Source organism: Halomonas sp. (genome assembly GCF_052095765.1).
Taxonomy (GTDB): domain Bacteria; phylum Pseudomonadota; class Gammaproteobacteria; order Pseudomonadales; family Halomonadaceae; genus Halomonas.
In genome coordinates this window covers 1-15,350 of the sequence record NZ_JBQDJZ010000064.1, presented here as the reverse complement: position 1 = coordinate 15,350, position 15,350 = coordinate 1, and the positions used below count along the sequence as shown (strand labels likewise).

Sequence of the window (15,350 nt, the reverse complement as noted above, 5' to 3'; positions counted from 1 at the left end):
AGCCAGCGCGGGGGTCACGCACGCGTTGGGTGAGCCGCTCCACGGTCTCCACGTTCTGGGCAAACACTTCCAGGCCAGAATCGACCACCTCTTCAATGGCACTGTGCAGACCGTCGAAATCCGGCGTCAGCGCTTCAACCACGACATCTGGCGTCAGCGACTTGATGGCCCGGATGCAGGCCGCATAGTGTCCGGCGCCACCATCTTCCAGGTCGTCCCTGTCTACCGAGGTCAGCACGATATAGCGCAGCCCCATCAACTTGACTGATTTGGCCGTGTTATCAGGCTCTTCAGCATCCAGCCAACCTTTGGGGTTGCCGGTATCGACAGCGCAGAAGCGGCAGGCCCGAGTGCAGACAGACCCCATCAGCATGATGGTGGCCGTGCCGTTACTCCAGCACTCGCCCATGTTGGGGCAGTGCGATTCAGCGCACACCGTGCTGAGCCGGTGGTCACTGACATTGCGTTTGACAGCCTCAAAGCGCTGTCCTGCCGGTATCTGGGCACGTAGCCATGAGGGCTTGCGCCCAAGATCCGTTTCGGACTCGCTGCTGGTGCGCTGTTTCATGCCATCCTTGATGGCTGTCGTACCCTGGGCGTTGCGGTATTTACTTCCGCTGGTCACCCGGTGTGAGCTCTGCTCGCTCATGCTGATATACCTCTCCACGGCGGCGTGTCACCTAGCGTGGCGACCCGATGATTCTGCTACCGGGCCGACGATAAGCGAAATAATTCAGACTAGCCAAGCGTACCATAAGCCGGTAATGCCTTGACAGTCAGGGCGGTAGTGCGGCGAAGTGGCTCCCATGCATGAAACAAGTGTAATAAGCTGACAAAGTGTCTCGCACCAAAGTGGTTTTTGCGCTATATTGCATCGCAGCATGGTTGTATCGGCTACTTTCATGGATATCATGAAAAATTATAATGATGGCGATGAAACCCAGGTGTTTCATACTGCCATGGTCACGGCTGTTGACTTCCATAACGCCGGATGGAGAGACCTTGTATGCCCCCTGAGATGATGACGCTATCACCCACTGCCTTATCAATGCTCGATCCCTTTGGCTTCGGGCGCTCTGCTTACGACTACTGGCGCGACACGCTGCAACGTAGCGTGTTGTACATGGATGTCATGCGTCAGCGCGGCAACCAGTATATCGAGCATATTGCCCAGACCAAGCCTAATGTACTGGGCTTCGACTCTGAAGAGCTTCTCGATGGTCGCTCCTTTGCGCGCCCGGTTAACTATGAACTTTTGCGGATTCTGCCTCCTGATGGAATGGAAACGGATCCGCAAATGCGTCCGTTTGTGGTGGTTGATCCGCGTGCCGGACATGGGCCGGGCATCGGCGGCTTCAAGCCCGACAGTGAGCTTGGCGTAGCGCTGAAGGCCGGACACCCCTGCTACTTCATCGGTTTTCTACCTTACCCTGAGCCGGGGCAAACTGTCGAAGACGTGGTTGAGGCCGAAATTGCTTTCATTCGCCACGTGAACTCTCTGCACCCGTTAACTGACGAAAAGGCCATGGTGGTCGGCAATTGTCAGGCGGGCTGGCAGATCATGATGGCCGCCTCCCTGGAGCCCGATGAGTTCGGTCCGATACTGATCGCCGGTGCGCCGCTGTCCTACTGGGCCGGTGAACGAGGCGGTGCGCCGATGCGCTACACGGGCGGCATGACCGGCGGCAGTTGGATAACCTCGCTGATGAGTGACATGGGTGCCGGTCAGTTCGACGGAGCTGGGTTGGTGGAAAATTTTGAGCGTCTCAATCCTGCCAATACTCTGTGGCGCAAGCAGTATCAGCTGTACTCTCAGGTCGATACAGAGGCCGAGCGCTATTTGGATTTCGAGCGCTGGTGGGGTGGGCACGTGGTGCTGGGTGGCGAAGAGATTCAGTACATCGTTGATAACCTGTTTATCGGAAACCGCCTGTCTACCGCCCAACTGGTGACATCTGATGGTCGCCGCATCGACCTGCGCAATCTGCGTTCGCCAGTGGTGGTGTTCTGCTCGCGGGGTGATGACATTACGCCGCCGCCCCAAGCACTCGGCTGGATTCGTGATTTGTATGACGACCAACATGACGTCGTGGCCAATGACCAGACCATTGTTTACTGCATGCACGACACCACCGGCCATCTGGGCATCTTTGTGTCGGGCAGTGTGTCACGCAAGGAGCATGCTGAGTTTACCGCCAACATGGACTTCATCGACGTGTTGCCGCCGGGGCTCTATGAAACCACGGTGTCGCGTGCTGATGAGCGTTCTGATGGTGAAGTCATTGAGCGTGACTATTTGCTGGAATTCCAGACTCGTAACTTTGAGGAGTTGAACCAGGAAATTCAGCATCGCCCTGAAGATGACCAGCGTTTCGCTACACTGGCGAGGATTTCAGAGATCAATCTGGGGCTATACCGGCAGTTCATTCGGCCGGCGATTCAGGCCGTGGCAACGCCTGAGTCGGCGCATTGGATGCGTCGTATGCACCCTAACCGCATGGGCTACCGCCTGTGGTCTGACAGCAATCCGCTGATGGCACAGGTGCCAGTGGTTGCTGAGATGGTTCGCCAGCACCGTCACTCGGTCAGTGAGGACAATGTGTTCCGTGCGTTGGAAGGGGTGCTGTCGAGTCAGATCACGCACGTGCTGGATGCCTTCCGCGAGCTGCGCGACCGTAGCACCGAACGACTGTTTCTTGATATTTATGGACAGCCGCTGTTGCAAGCGCTGGTCGGTCTGGGTGGAGATGCCCATGTGCATCGCCGCAGCCCGGGTACTGAGCCGGAACATCGCCGCTTTCTGGAGCGCCGGAGTTTGGAAGTGTCCCAGAGCCTGGCCGATGGTGGTGGCGAAGCCGCAGTGATGCGCTCGGTCATCTATATTCTGGGCGGCTCAGCATCCACTGACGGGCGAAGCTTCAATCGTCTGCGGACCCTGCACGAAAAGCTGGGGACAACCGCTGGTCTGGCTGAGTTCAAGCAGCTGGTGCGTGAGCAGGCGGCTGCGCTCAGCCACGACCTGAAAGCGGCGTTGGCTGCTATCCCGACCATGTTGGAGGGACTTTCCACTGACAACATTGATAGTCACCTTGAAGATATCGAGCACGTGCTAGCCGCAAAAGGCGGGCTCAGTAATCATGCGGGCGTGCGGCTTGAGCGAATCCAGAAGCTGTTTGCTCAGGCCCGGCCGGACGTGCAGCTGCTGATCGATGTTGAGCCTGGAGTTCACAATGAGTCTACGGTTGCTGCTGAGGCCGCTATTGACGCTGAGCTGTCTGTCGATGCTGAGCCTGCTGCTGAGTCTAAAACCGTTGTAGAGGCCAAGAGTGATATTGAAGCTAAGCCTACTAAAACACTTCCAGTTGTCGATGTACCTGCAGCGGCAGTGAAGAGGCAAAGCTCGCCCGAGTCCACTACCAAGGCTGCCAGCACTAAGGTCGCCAGAAAAAAGAGCGGCACCACAAAGGCCAAGGGGGCCAAGTCGCAGAAGTCGCAGAAAAAGGGCTCTTGAAGCGAGTCCGATTGCCTGCGGTTGGCGTTGATGTCCGGCTGACTCCAGTCAGTCCCGAACCCCCGCAGCGGATGCTGCGGGGGTTTTCAATGTTGCCTGCCGTGTATAAATCCAGAGCGTCTACTGGCGCGATGACGGTGGCTGGGGTAGGGTAAGCGCGATTCCATTGGCTGGGCTGCCATCGCGGGAGTCTGGTTACCGAGGAGCTGGCACAGCTATTGCCAGCCTGGCGTTTCGCTTTCCTCGGCCTTCGTAATTACAAAAGTGTGGAGCACTATGGGCAAGTCACTGGTCATCGTTGAGTCGCCGGCCAAGGCCAAGACGATCAACAAATATCTCGGCAATGATTTCATCGTTAAGTCGAGTGTGGGGCACATTCGTGACCTGCCGACCAGCGGCTCTGGTAAGCAGGCCTCGGACCCCAAGGAGCGTGCGCGGCAGGCGGCTCTGACGCGCAAGATGTCGCCTGAAGACAAAGCCGAGCATCGCAAGCGCAAGGCGCACACCCAGCTGATACGGCGCATGGGAATTGACCCGGACAATGGCTGGGAAGCGCGCTACGAGGTGCTGCCGGGCAAGGAAAAGGTTGTCTCCGAGCTGAAAAAGCTGGCGGCAAAGGCCGACACCATCTATCTCGCGACGGACTTGGACCGCGAAGGGGAAGCAATCGCTTGGCATCTCCGCGAGACCATCGGCGGAGACGGTGAGCGTTATCGGCGCGTGGTGTTCAATGAAATCACCAAGAACGCCATCCAGGAAGCCTTCAAGGACCCGGGCCAGCTCAATATGCCGCGGGTTGAGGCGCAGCAGGCTAGGCGCTTCCTCGACCGTGTGGTCGGCTTCATGTTGTCACCGCTGTTGTGGGCAAAGGTGGCCCGCGGGCTGTCCGCTGGCCGGGTGCAGTCGGTAGCAATGAAGCTGATCGTCGAGCGCGAACGTGAAATTCGAGCGTTTGTGCCCGAAGAATTCTGGGACGTGCATGCCGATCTGGCTGCTGAAGGCGAAGCGCCGATCCGCTTCGAGCTGGTGCGCCACAACGGCAAGGCGTTCCGGCCGACGTCCGAGGCTGAGACGCTGGAAAGCATTGCCGGGCTGCACAAGGCGGCGCTGGTCATTACTGCCCGGGAAGACAAGCCGACCCGCTCCAGACCGAATGCGCCTTTCATTACCTCGACGTTGCAGCAAGCAGCCAGTGGTCGCCTGGGCTTCTCGGTAAAGAAAACCATGATGATGGCTCAGCGTCTTTATGAGGCGGGTTACATCACCTATATGCGTACCGACTCCACGAACCTGTCCCGGGAAGCAGTGGATAGCGTACGAGACTATATCAATCAGGAGTTTGGCAAGTCATACCTGCCAGACTCACCAAATAGCTATAGCAGCAAGGACGGCGCCCAGGAGGCTCATGAGGCGATCCGCCCGTCTGAGGTGTCACGCCGCGCCACCGACCTGGCCGGTATGGAGCGCGACGCAGAGCGGCTGTATGAGCTGATCTGGCGTCAATTTGTGGCTTGTCAGATGCCGCCGGCGGAGTACCTGTCGACTTCACTGATTGTTGAAGTTGACGGCTATGAGCTCAAGGCGCGTGGCCGTGTGCTCAAGTTCGACGGTTATACCCGGGTCATGAAGCCTATGGGGCGCAAAGACGAGGATCAGGCCCTGCCGGACCTGGCCAAGGGCACACCGATGAGCTTGGAAGCGCTGGACCCTCAACAGCACTTTACCAAGCCAGCGCCGCGCTACACCGAGGCCAGCCTGGTCAAGGAACTGGAAAAGAAAGGTATTGGCCGGCCCTCGACCTATGCGGCGATCATATCGACCATTCAGGACCGCGGCTATGTGCGGCTAGAGAACCGGCGCTTCTATGCGGAAAAACTGGGTGACATTGTCAGTGAGCGGCTCACCGAGTCCTTCCCTGACCTGATGGACTATTCTTTCACCGCGCGTATGGAAAACAACCTCGACGAGGTGGCCCAGGGGCAACGCCGCTGGCGCGAACTACTGGATGCCTTTTATGCCGAGTTTCGTGAAGAGCTGACGGTGGCCGAGAGCGAAGAGGGCATGCGGCCCAATCAGCCGGTGCCCACCGACATTGACTGCCCGACCTGTGGGCGAAAAATGCAGATTCGTACGGCCTCTACAGGTGTTTTCCTGGGTTGCAGTGGCTATAACTTGCCACCCAAGGAGCGCTGCAAGACAACCATGGATCTGCTGCCCGGTGACGAGGCCGTGGCAGCTGATGCTGATGAAGCCGCAGAAACTGATGCGCTGCGTGCCAAGCAGCGTTGCGCTATTTGCGGCACGGCCATGGACAGCTACCTGATTGACGAAACTCGCAAGCTGCATATCTGCGGTAACAGCCCCGACTGTGGTGGCTATGAGGTAGAGCAGGGGCGCTTTCGCATCAAGGGCTATGAAGGCCCGGTTATAGAATGTGATAAGTGCGGTAGCGAGATGCAGCTCAAGTCAGGACGTTTCGGTAAGTATTTCGGCTGCACTGGCGAAGGCTGTAAGAACACGCGCAAGCTGCTCAAGAGTGGCGAAGTGGCCCCGCCCAAGATGGATCCTATTGACATGCCGGAGCTTGCCTGTCAAAAGGTCGACGATCACTATGTGTTGCGCGACGGAGCCAGCGGCCTGTTCATGGCAGCCAGCAAGTTCCCACGCAACCGTGAAACGCGTCCGCCGTTGGTGCGCGAGCTCAAGGCGCACAGCAAGGCGCTGCCCGAGAAGTATCATTACCTGCTCGATGCGCCGAGCGAAGATCCGGATGGGCGTCCGACCCAGATCCGTTTCTCGCGCAAGACCAAGGAGCAGTTCGTGATGACCGAACAGGATGGCAAGGCGTCAGGATGGAAGGCGACCTTTGATGGCAGTCGCTGGCAGGTTGAGGACAAGCGTAAGTAGCACATCGTTAAAAGTACTGGTATTACCTGGGTTGTGCAGTGAATAACGGTAAACCATTATCTGTGCGTGAGGCATTGAAATTGGTAAAAAAGGCAGTATTCATGTGCAATGCAGGTAACAGACGGTAGCTTGGCGTTATTTGGAAAGCCCAATATAATGCATAGTCAGATCAGGGAGGATAGACGATAGATGTCACTGACGCGCCGTAGTTTCTGCCGATTGATCGCGCTGGGCTCCATTTTGGTAGTAGGCTCAGCTGATGCGGGTTTGATGAAAAACCTGCTGTTCGAACCGTCAGCTGAAGTCGATCTGAGCATGGGGAAGTTGCTGACACAGGCTAGCAGCCCGAGGTATGCAAGTGAGATATGGGTGCTGATAGATAAGCAGGAAATGAGACTGAGAGTTTTTCAGGGTAATACGTTGTTGGAGTCGTTTTCACCGATTGCAGTAGGACGGGGCGGTTCCTCGGCTCAACGCTTTGAGGGTGGTCGCATCACGCCACTCGGGGAGTTTCACATTACCCGCTTTAACCCTGAAAGCAGATTTAATTTTTTTATCGGCCTGGATTATCCAACACCCTTTCATGCGCGTCAGGCGCTTGAAACTGGTGTTTATAGCCAACAGGATTATGATGACTATTTCGCGTACTATCGACTTAATGGGACGCCCCCTCAGCAAACTGTGCTTGGCGGGTACATAGGTATCCATGGCATTGGTGAGGCGGATGCTGAAGTTCACCGGCGCATGGATTGGACAGACGGCTGTGTTGCAGTAGAGGATCACGAAATTGCACGTCTGTCGTCGATAGTCGACATTGGCACGAGGGTCGTGATCCGTTAGGATTCACTCAGACAGTTAATTCTCGTCTTTGGTCCAGTGTTGTTGCGATTATTTTTTACAACAGCCTCTGGCACCTGGCAAACAGTCGATTTAGGCTGTATAAATCCTGCATGTGCAGGGAGCCTGTTCTACAGGCAACATCAACGTGTAATACCAAAGAAATCCTAAGGGGAATCTTATGACTATCAAGAACACTCTGAAGCTGACTGCTGCTGCTGCTGCCATGGCTGTTATGGCTGGTTGTGCATCCACAAGCGCTCTGGAAGACGTTCGTGTCACTGCTGAAGCCGCACAGGTTGACGCTGCAGAAGCTCTCGGAATGGCTTCCCAGGCGATGAACACTGCCAACCAGGCGCAGCGTGATGCGCAGGCAGCTCTGCAGATGTCTCAGCAGAACCGTGAAGAGATGAACCGCATGTTCGAACGCAACATGCGTAAGTAAAACACCAGACGCTGCCTCGGCAGTATGGTGTGTCGGTGCATTGATCCAATGCACTGCATCAAAGGCCCTGCCCTTGGCAGGGCCTTTGTCGTTGTCGTTGGTGCGTTTCGTATCTGGCCAGGGGCATCAGTCAACCAGTTCTACAGCCACAGCGGTTGCTTCGCCGCCACCGATACACAGGCTGGCGATGCCACGTTTTCCGCCCTGAGTTCTCAGCGCGTGGATCAGCGTCGCAATGATCCGCGAGCCGGTGGAGCCAATCGGGTGTCCCTGGGCACAGGCGCCGCCAAACACGTTGACCTTGTCGTGGGGCAGGCCGAGATCGTCGATGGCCATCAGCGTGACGACGGCAAAAGCCTCGTTGATCTCGAACAAGTCCACGTCGCTGACGCGCCAGTCGAGCTTCTTCAGCAGCTTCTCGACGGCACCGACTGGGGCAATGGTGAATTCGCTGGGGTGCTGAGAGTGGGTCGCATGGCCCAGCATGCGTGCCAGCGGTTTCACAGCATGACGATCGGCGGCTGACTGGCTCGACAGAATTAGCGCTGAGGCACCATCGGAGATAGAGCTGGCATTGGCGGCAGTAATAGTGCCGTCCTTGGCAAAGGCGGGGCGCAGCTCGCGAATCTTGTCGATGCGCGCCTGGAAAGGCTGTTCGTCATGCTTAACCAGGGTATCGCCCTTGCGGTCTGACACGGTGACCGGCGCCATTTCGGCATCGAGATGGCCGGCGTTGCTGGCTTGCATGGCACGCTCGAGTGAGGCGATAGCAAAATCATCCATGCGCTCGCGGGTATAGCCGCGTTCGCTGGCCACGTCCTGGGCGAAAACGCCCATCAGTTTGCCGGTCTCGGCATCCTCCAGCCCGTCCAGGAACATGTGATCCTTGAGCTCGCCGTGGCCCAGGCGATAGCCGCTGCGCGCGCGGGTCAAAATATGTGGCGCATTGGACATCGACTCCATGCCGCCGGCCAGCATGACATCTGTGCTGCCGGCACGAATCAAGTCGTGGGCCAGCATGGTGGCCTTCATGCCCGAACCGCACAGTTTGTTGATGGTTGTGGCACCAATGGCATCGGGAATACCTGCCTGGCGCATCGCTTGCCGGGCTGGTCCTTGCTTGACTGCCGCAGGCAGCACGCAGCCCATGATGCCCTCATCAATACTGGACGCCTCGATGCCAGAGCGCTCGATGGCGGCGCGAATGGCAACGCTAGCAAGCTCTGGTGCGCTCATGCTGGAGAGGCTGCCCAGCATGGCGCCCATGGGTGTGCGGGCGGCGGAAAGAAAAACAATATCGTCGAACTGGCTCATGATGTATCTCCCAGGCGTCGGGGTGGATGTGAGATCGGGCATGTCGCGCGAGCGGATCACTTGCGTCTTGCACGGCGTTGACCCGTCGTTATTGCTATGGTTTGCTCGCAGTTAACCAAGCAAGCGCTAGGGTGGCCATCGATGAATGTAGTGAATGACTCTCCGCGTCGCAAGGAGCTAACACGCCAGGCTGCTCAGCTGTTCGTCCAGGAAGGTTACGACCGCACGACGGTGCGTATGCTCGCCCAGGAAATGGGCATCAAATCGGGCAGTCTATTCCATCATTTTAGCGACAAGCAGGAAATACTTGCTGCTGTCATCGAAGAGGGTACCCACAATGCTTTGACGATCGCGCATCAGGCACTTGAACAGTGTGACAGCAGTCCTGAGGCAAGGTTGCATGCCATGGCCCGGGCACACCTTGAAACCCTGCTTACCGACCGCAATGCCCACGTGGTGGCGCTGTATGAGTGGCGCCGCCTGGATCAGCCCGCCAAGGAGTACCTGGCCCACCTGCGCGATGCCTACGAGGCGCTGTGGCAAATGGTAATCGATGAGGCGCTGTCTGCAGGCCTGGTTGAGGGTGACCGCTTTCTGGTGTCTTGTTTTGTGATGGGAGCGCTGAACTGGACGGTGCGTTGGTACGACCCGGCAGGAAAGCGCTCACCCGAGGAGCTGGCTGATGAGCTGGTGACCCTGATTACTCAGCGCAGCCGCTGACTGGAGCTGCAACGTGAACTCCCCAGGAGAAGGATATGCAAATACACAACAAGACCTTTCTGATTACTGGCGCTGCCTCGGGGTTGGGTGCCGCCACCGCTGAGCGCTTGGTGGCTGCTGGTGGCCGCGTAGTGCTGTGTGATCTCAGCGATGCTGTTGAGGCCCATGCGAAGCGTTTGGGGGATGCCGCCGCCGCGGTACGCGGCGATGTGACGTCTGCCGAGGAGATTCAGGCGGCGGTCCAGGCCGCTGTTGCGCTGGGTGGTCAGCTTGACGGTGTAGTGCACTGTGCTGGTGTGGTCAGTGTGGCCAAGTTACTGGATCGCCAAGGCAATCCCGCTGACCTGGATGCCTATGCGCGTACCGTGCAGATCAACCTAGTGGGTACCTTCAACGTGATGCGTCTGGCGGCAGCTGCTATGGCAACCAATCCTCCGGGAGATGACAACGAGCGTGGCGTGATCATCAACACTGCCTCGGTGGCAGCATTTGATGGCCAGGTGGGGCAGTGTGCTTACAGTGCGTCCAAAGCCGGCGTGGTGGGGATGAGTCTGCCGGCGGCCAGGGAGCTGTCACGTCACGGTGTCCGTATCATGGCCATTGCACCCGGAGTGTTCGAAACCCCGATGATGAGTGACATTCCCCAAGACGCGGTGGACTCGCTGTCTGCGGCAGTGCCTTTTCCCAAGCGCCTGGGCAGGCCCGATGAGTTTGCTCACTTGGCAGAGCAGATTATCACCAACACTATGCTTAATGGTGAAGTGATTCGCCTCGATGGCGGTATCCGCATGCAGTGATTCGGTGATGCTGATGGTTCGGAGCAGCAGGCAGGCTTGCAGATTTTCAATCGAACACTTGACTCGCTGTTGGGTCGTTGCCGCTATCAAACGTGCGTTTGAATCGGCGCTTTCATTCTCTAGCGCCTGCAGCCGAGGAAAATAACATGCCAGACTATCAAGCTCCCCTTCGCGATCTGCGTTTCGTCATGGACGAGCTGCTCGATTACCCGACCCACTACGCCAGCCTGCCCGGTGGCGATGAGGTGTCTCCCGATGTGGTAAGTGCTGTACTTGAAGAGGGCGCACGCTTTGCCCGGGATGTATTGCTACCACTGAACCGGCAGGGCGACGAGCAGGGATGTCAGCTGAAAGACGGCGAAGTCACCGCACCCGATGGCTTCAAGGAAGCCTATCAGCTGTATGTCGAAAACGGCTGGCCGAGCCTGGCTGCAGATACCGAGCACGGTGGCCAGGGGCTTCCGCACTCGCTGGCCTTGGTACTATCGGAAATGATCTGCTCCAGCAATCTGGCATGGGGTATGTATCCGGGACTTTCCCAGGGTGCTGCTGATGCGCTGCGCCATCATGGTACCGATGAGCAAAAGGCCGCTTACCTAACCAAGCTGGTGGAAGGCGTATGGACAGGCACCATGTGCCTGACCGAGCCGCACTGCGGGACGGATCTGGGCCTGATCAAGACCCGCGCTGTGCCTGATGGCAATGAAGGCTACGACATCAGCGGTACCAAGATCTTCATTTCTGCCGGCGAGCATGATCTGGCCGAGAACATCGTGCATCTGGTGCTGGCCAAGCTGCCTGATGCGCCGTCAGGTTCCAAGGGTATTTCGCTGTTTGTGGTGCCCAAATACCTGCCTGACAGTGAAGGAAACCCCGGAGAGCGCAACGCCGTCACCTGTGGCTCGCTGGAGCACAAGATGGGAATCCACGGGAACGCTACCTGTGTGATGAACTTCGATGGCGCCAAGGGCTATCTGGTGGGGGCACCCAACAAGGGCCTGGCGTGCATGTTCACCATGATGAACGCAGCCCGGGTTGGGGTAGGCATTCAAGGCCTTGGTCTGACCGAAACCAGTTTCCAGAACTCGTTGGCCTATGCTCGCGAGCGTCTGCAAATGCGTGCGCTGTCGGGTACAAAGGCGGCTGACAAGCCGGCCGATCCGATTATTGTTCACCCTGATGTACGCCGCATGCTGCTGACTCAGAAGGCTTTTGCCGAAGGTGGTCGGATGCTGGTGCTCTATGTTGGCCAGCTGGTTGATGTGGTAGAAAAAAGTGACGACGCCGGCGAGCGTGAACATGCTGAGTCACTGTTGGGTCTACTAACGCCTATCGTCAAAGCGTTTCTTACCGAGGCCGGTTTCGAAGCGACCAATGAAGGGCTGCAGGTGTTTGGCGGTCACGGTTTCATTCGTGAGTGGGGCATGGAACAGCTCGTGCGTGACTCGCGCATTACGCTGCTCTACGAAGGCACTACCGGCATTCAGGCGCTTGACCTGCTGGGACGCAAGGTGCTGATGGATCAGGGTGAGACCTTGAAAATCTTCACCAAGGAGGTCCACAAGTTCTGCCAGGCAGAAGAAAGTGCCCCAGGTATGGCTGAATTTGTCCGCCCATTAGCCAAGCTGAATAAAGAGTGGGGCGAACTGACTATGGCGGTTGGCATGAAGGCTATGAGCGATCGCGAGGAGGTGGGCGCAGCCAGCGTCGACTACCTGATGTATTCAGGTTACGTCACCCTGGCTTATCTGTTTGCCCGTGCTGCCAGCAAGGCCAGGGCGGCGATCGATGCCGGTAGCAGCGAAGCGGCGTTTTATCAGGCCAAGATCAATACGGCGCGTTTCTATTTCGAGCGTATGTTGCCGCGCACCCGGACGCATCAGCAGAACATTCAGGCGGGCGGTGAATCGCTAATGGCAATCAGCGCCAATGATTTCGGACTGGGTTTCGAAATCTGAGCGGTGGTTGAATCGATGTCTGAACGTTAGAACAGCGCGGCGGGTTTGACCCGCCGCGCTGTTCTGCTATTCGCAGCAGCGATTTACTGAGGCGATATCAGTACGGCCTATCAGAGCAGTTTTTCAGGCAGTTTTTATAGAACAGTTTTCAGTACAGCCGGTAGCGCTTGAAGTCCGGGTGACTGATCTGTTCTTCATGGGTTTTGCGGTAGCGTTTGTATTCCCACTGGTACTGGGCTGGATCAAGGGCAATGGCGCACTCAACACAGGCATTGACGCCGGTCGCAGAGGTGGTTTCGTCATTACTGTAGACACGCTCATCAGCAGCCATGAAGTGAATGACAAAGCCCCGGCCCGGCTCACGCAGCGCAACGCCGGTCACTACTCGGGCTTCGGTGCGGGCGACCAGTTTGGGAAGCAGGGTGGCGGTATAGGCGTCACGGTAGAAGAATGGAGCAAACACGCCACTACCCCAGTCTGGCTCCTGGTCAGGCAGGATGCCGATGGCTTCACTGCGCTTGAGTGCCTTGAGTAGCGATGCTACGCCGCGTGGGTTGGTCGGTACCAGCGATGCGCCTTGCCGCTCACGGCCGTGACGTGTGACTGCATCTAGCGCCCTGATTTTCGGAGGCTCGTACATCGCAGTGAATGGGAAGTGGCTAGAGAGCCAGAAGTTGAGTATTTCCCAATTGCCGAAGTGTGGCGCCAACACGATCACTCCACGGCCCTGCTGGCGGGCTTCATCAAGCAGTTCACGGCCTTTTACGGCAATGATTGAGGCATCGATGCGCTCGGTTGGCCCCATCCAGGCAAAGCCCAGTTCAAGCATGCTGGCGCTGGAGTGTACCAGGCTGTTACGGGCCAGCTGATGGCGCTGCTTCTGGTCAAGCTCAGGATAGGCCTGAGCAAGATTGATCAGCGTGACTTCACGCTCGCGGCGGCTGAACTGCATGACGGCTGGTCCCACCAGCCGGGCCAGCCACCACAGTGAACGGAGGCGCCAGCGGGATAATCCACGCCACAGGGTGGTAGTGGCTCTGGCGCGAAAGGCGTCGCTGCGCGTTGACAGATCTTCCATGTCTTACACAAACCGGGTGTCGATGTTGGCGAATGCTGGCTGTTCCTGCAGGCCTTTAAAGCCCGACATGAAGCACGCCCGGAAAACTCTACGGAAGACCACGGCCATGGTGGTGTCCGTTTCTTGATGGTGCTCGACCGGCGTCTGCGGGTGAGCCACTTTATTCAGCGTCATGCTGTGTTCCTGTCGTGTCATGAGTGGCATGAAGAGCTGCTATCATAGCGCGTCATCGACGCCGGCCACAGGGCTGACACCTACTGGCTCCGGAGCGGTGCTTTTTTCCCGCTATCTCTTCACTGGTGGAGACGCGCACGCTATGTCCCGGCAGTTATTACTTATGGCCCTGGCCCCATTGCTGGGCCTGTTCATCCTCGGCATTGGCAATGGCCTGCTGGCTACCCTGATTTCTTTACGTCTGGATGCCGCCGGTGAGTCGTCGTTGGTGATTGGTCTGGTGTCGTCTGCATTTTATATTGGGCTGGTCGCGGGTGCGATGCTCAATGACCGCTTGCTGCTGGCCATCGGGCATATTCGTGCCTATGGCGGCTTTGCCTCGTTGGTGGCGGTGACTGTGCTGCTGCAAGGTCTGTGGTATGAGCCGGTTGCCTGGTTCGCTCTGCGCATTGTGGGAGGCTGGGCAACGGTCGGTGTCTACTTGGTTATCGAAAGCTGGTTACTGGCGGCCGGTGAGCCGCGAGTAAGGGGACGTTTGCTGGCGCTTTACATGATCTCGCTGTATGCCGCCGGGGTGATGGGCCAGCTGCTGCTGGGCCTGACTCAGGATATGGTGCCCACTGCCCCATTCATGCTGATCGGTCTGCTGGCCTCGCTGTCGGTACTGCCCATGGTACTGATTCCCCGGGTGACGCCGCTGCTGGAAAAAGCCGAGCCGCTATCGCCGTTTCAGCTGGTCTCGTTGACGCCTACCGGTGTCATGGGCAGTTTCGGTTCGGGACTGGCCGTGGCGGCGGTCTATTCGCTGATGCCGCTATATCTGCAGCGGGTTGGCCATAATCTTGACCAGGTTGGTCAGTTGATGGCAGTGATGGTGCTCGGTGCCATGCTGCTGCAGTACCCGGTGGGACGCTGGTCGGACCGTCATGACCGTCAGTTGGTGCTGATTCTGCTGGGAGCGTTCTGCGTGCTGATATCGGCTGGTATTGTCTGGCTGTCGCTGTCGGACTGGGGGCTGGCTAGCTTATTGTTCCTGCTGGGTGGGGGCGTGTTTTCACTGTACCCGGTAGCGTTGGGCCATGCCGCTGATCGTGCTCCTGCGGGTGCGCTGGTGCGCATGAGCCAGGGACTGCTGCTGATCAACGCGATTGGCTCGACGATCAGTCCGCCAGTGATTACCTCGGTGATGTCGGTGGCAGGTGATAGCGGGCTGTTCTTGTCGCTGGGGTCGCTGGGGTTGTTTCTGCTGCTGTTTTTCATCTGGCGACGTAGCATCCGACCGGCACCGCTACCAGTGGCACCGTTCTCGTCGACCACGCCTTACAGCTCAGCGGGTGCAGAGCTTGTGGTGACCGAGGAGCTGGTCAAAGGCGCTACCGAGCATGAGTACGGCGAGGATCTGTCCGGTGCCGTCGAGGACGTGGAGGTGGTCGAGCCGCTGGTGGGGCCGCCGCTGGAGGACGAGCTCTGTGTCACTTATTTTCCTGAGGAGACCGAGCTTGAGTCGTCACTCGCTCGCCTCAGGCCCGAGTAGCCCTCTGGGCGCGTTGAGACCTAGGGATAATGGCCAGATTGTGTATAGTTACCCTACTATCGATGCCGCTATTTT

12 protein-coding genes are annotated in these 15,350 nt (G+C 57.9%); 8 read left to right on the top strand and 4 right to left on the bottom strand.

The features are described 5' to 3' along the window. A partial coding sequence (locus ACTH3D_RS09185; protein ID WP_441666771.1) for a lipoyl synthase occupies positions 1-649 on the bottom strand: 649 nt, incomplete at its 3' end. 357 nt (positions 650-1,006) lie between these two features. On the opposite strand from ACTH3D_RS09185, the gene ACTH3D_RS09180 reads away from it, so the two are divergent. The 4 genes from ACTH3D_RS09180 (at position 1,007) to ACTH3D_RS09165 (ending at position 7,700) form a co-directional block, all read left to right on the top strand. After that, positions 1,007-3,511 (top strand): DUF3141 domain-containing protein, encoded by a 2,505-nt coding sequence (locus tag ACTH3D_RS09180; RefSeq protein WP_441666770.1) that lies wholly within the window; start codon positions 1,007-1,009, stop codon positions 3,509-3,511. 276 nt (positions 3,512-3,787) lie between these two features. Then, positions 3,788-6,418: a type I DNA topoisomerase gene (gene topA, locus ACTH3D_RS09175; RefSeq protein WP_441666769.1), complete on the top strand. Its 2,631-nt coding sequence runs from the start codon at positions 3,788-3,790 to the stop codon at positions 6,416-6,418. Positions 6,419-6,607: 189 nt separating this feature from the next. Further along, complete coding sequence (locus tag ACTH3D_RS09170) at positions 6,608-7,258, top strand: L,D-transpeptidase family protein (protein ID WP_441666768.1); 651 nt, start codon at positions 6,608-6,610, stop codon at positions 7,256-7,258. 178 nt (positions 7,259-7,436) lie between these two features. After that, on the top strand, positions 7,437-7,700 hold the full coding sequence (locus ACTH3D_RS09165; RefSeq protein WP_441666767.1) for an Lpp/OprI family alanine-zipper lipoprotein: 264 nt from the start codon (positions 7,437-7,439) through the stop codon (positions 7,698-7,700). A 126-nt stretch (positions 7,701-7,826) separates the two neighbouring features. On the opposite strand, the gene ACTH3D_RS09160 is transcribed toward ACTH3D_RS09165, so the two are convergent. Continuing rightward, positions 7,827-9,014, bottom strand: coding sequence for an acetyl-CoA C-acyltransferase (locus ACTH3D_RS09160; RefSeq protein ID WP_441666766.1), 1,188 nt, complete (start codon positions 9,012-9,014; stop codon positions 7,827-7,829). A gap of 141 nt (positions 9,015-9,155) precedes the next feature. Here ACTH3D_RS09160 and ACTH3D_RS09155 point away from each other — a divergent pair, with 141 nt between their 5' ends. From ACTH3D_RS09155 to ACTH3D_RS09145, 3 genes are all read left to right on the top strand, one after another. Continuing rightward, positions 9,156-9,734 carry a TetR/AcrR family transcriptional regulator gene (locus ACTH3D_RS09155; RefSeq protein ID WP_441666765.1) on the top strand — a complete coding sequence of 193 codons (579 nt, stop codon included), beginning with the start codon at positions 9,156-9,158 and terminating at the stop codon, positions 9,732-9,734. Positions 9,735-9,769: 35 nt separating this feature from the next. Beyond that, entirely contained in the window at positions 9,770-10,531 is a 762-nt protein-coding gene (locus ACTH3D_RS09150) for an SDR family NAD(P)-dependent oxidoreductase (protein ID WP_441666764.1), read from the top strand. A gap of 146 nt (positions 10,532-10,677) precedes the next feature. Further along, positions 10,678-12,489, top strand: coding sequence for an acyl-CoA dehydrogenase C-terminal domain-containing protein (locus tag ACTH3D_RS09145; RefSeq protein ID WP_441666763.1), 1,812 nt, complete (start codon positions 10,678-10,680; stop codon positions 12,487-12,489). Between the two features lie 148 nt (positions 12,490-12,637). Here ACTH3D_RS09145 and ACTH3D_RS09140 read toward each other — a convergent pair whose 3' ends face one another. Then, on the bottom strand, positions 12,638-13,567 hold the full coding sequence (locus tag ACTH3D_RS09140) for a lysophospholipid acyltransferase family protein (RefSeq protein WP_441666762.1): 930 nt from the start codon (positions 13,565-13,567) through the stop codon (positions 12,638-12,640). A gap of 3 nt (positions 13,568-13,570) precedes the next feature. Next, on the bottom strand, positions 13,571-13,741 hold the full coding sequence (locus tag ACTH3D_RS09135; protein WP_441666761.1) for a hypothetical protein: 171 nt from the start codon (positions 13,739-13,741) through the stop codon (positions 13,571-13,573). A gap of 142 nt (positions 13,742-13,883) precedes the next feature. Between ACTH3D_RS09135 and ACTH3D_RS09130 the strand changes: the two genes are divergently transcribed. Continuing rightward, on the top strand, positions 13,884-15,275 hold the full coding sequence (locus ACTH3D_RS09130; protein WP_441666760.1) for an MFS transporter: 1,392 nt from the start codon (positions 13,884-13,886) through the stop codon (positions 15,273-15,275). Positions 15,276-15,350 lie beyond the last annotated feature (75 nt).

Excerpts from the sequence above, each read along its gene's own strand:
- ACTH3D_RS09180 (WP_441666770.1), top strand. The coding sequence starts at position 1,007 with ATGCCCCCTGAGATGATGACGCTATCACCCACTGCCTTATCAATGCTC.
- topA (WP_441666769.1), top strand. The coding sequence starts at position 3,788 with ATGGGCAAGTCACTGGTCATCGTTGAGTCGCCGGCCAAGGCCAAGACG.
- ACTH3D_RS09170 (WP_441666768.1), top strand. The coding sequence starts at position 6,608 with ATGTCACTGACGCGCCGTAGTTTCTGCCGATTGATCGCGCTGGGCTCC.
- ACTH3D_RS09165 (WP_441666767.1), top strand. The coding sequence starts at position 7,437 with ATGACTATCAAGAACACTCTGAAGCTGACTGCTGCTGCTGCTGCCATG.
- ACTH3D_RS09160 (WP_441666766.1), bottom strand. The coding sequence starts at position 9,014 with ATGAGCCAGTTCGACGATATTGTTTTTCTTTCCGCCGCCCGCACACCC.
- ACTH3D_RS09155 (WP_441666765.1), top strand. The coding sequence starts at position 9,156 with ATGAATGTAGTGAATGACTCTCCGCGTCGCAAGGAGCTAACACGCCAG.
- ACTH3D_RS09150 (WP_441666764.1), top strand. The coding sequence starts at position 9,770 with ATGCAAATACACAACAAGACCTTTCTGATTACTGGCGCTGCCTCGGGG.
- ACTH3D_RS09145 (WP_441666763.1), top strand. The coding sequence starts at position 10,678 with ATGCCAGACTATCAAGCTCCCCTTCGCGATCTGCGTTTCGTCATGGAC.
- ACTH3D_RS09140 (WP_441666762.1), bottom strand. The coding sequence starts at position 13,567 with ATGGAAGATCTGTCAACGCGCAGCGACGCCTTTCGCGCCAGAGCCACT.
- ACTH3D_RS09135 (WP_441666761.1), bottom strand. The coding sequence starts at position 13,741 with ATGACGCTGAATAAAGTGGCTCACCCGCAGACGCCGGTCGAGCACCAT.
- ACTH3D_RS09130 (WP_441666760.1), top strand. The coding sequence starts at position 13,884 with ATGTCCCGGCAGTTATTACTTATGGCCCTGGCCCCATTGCTGGGCCTG.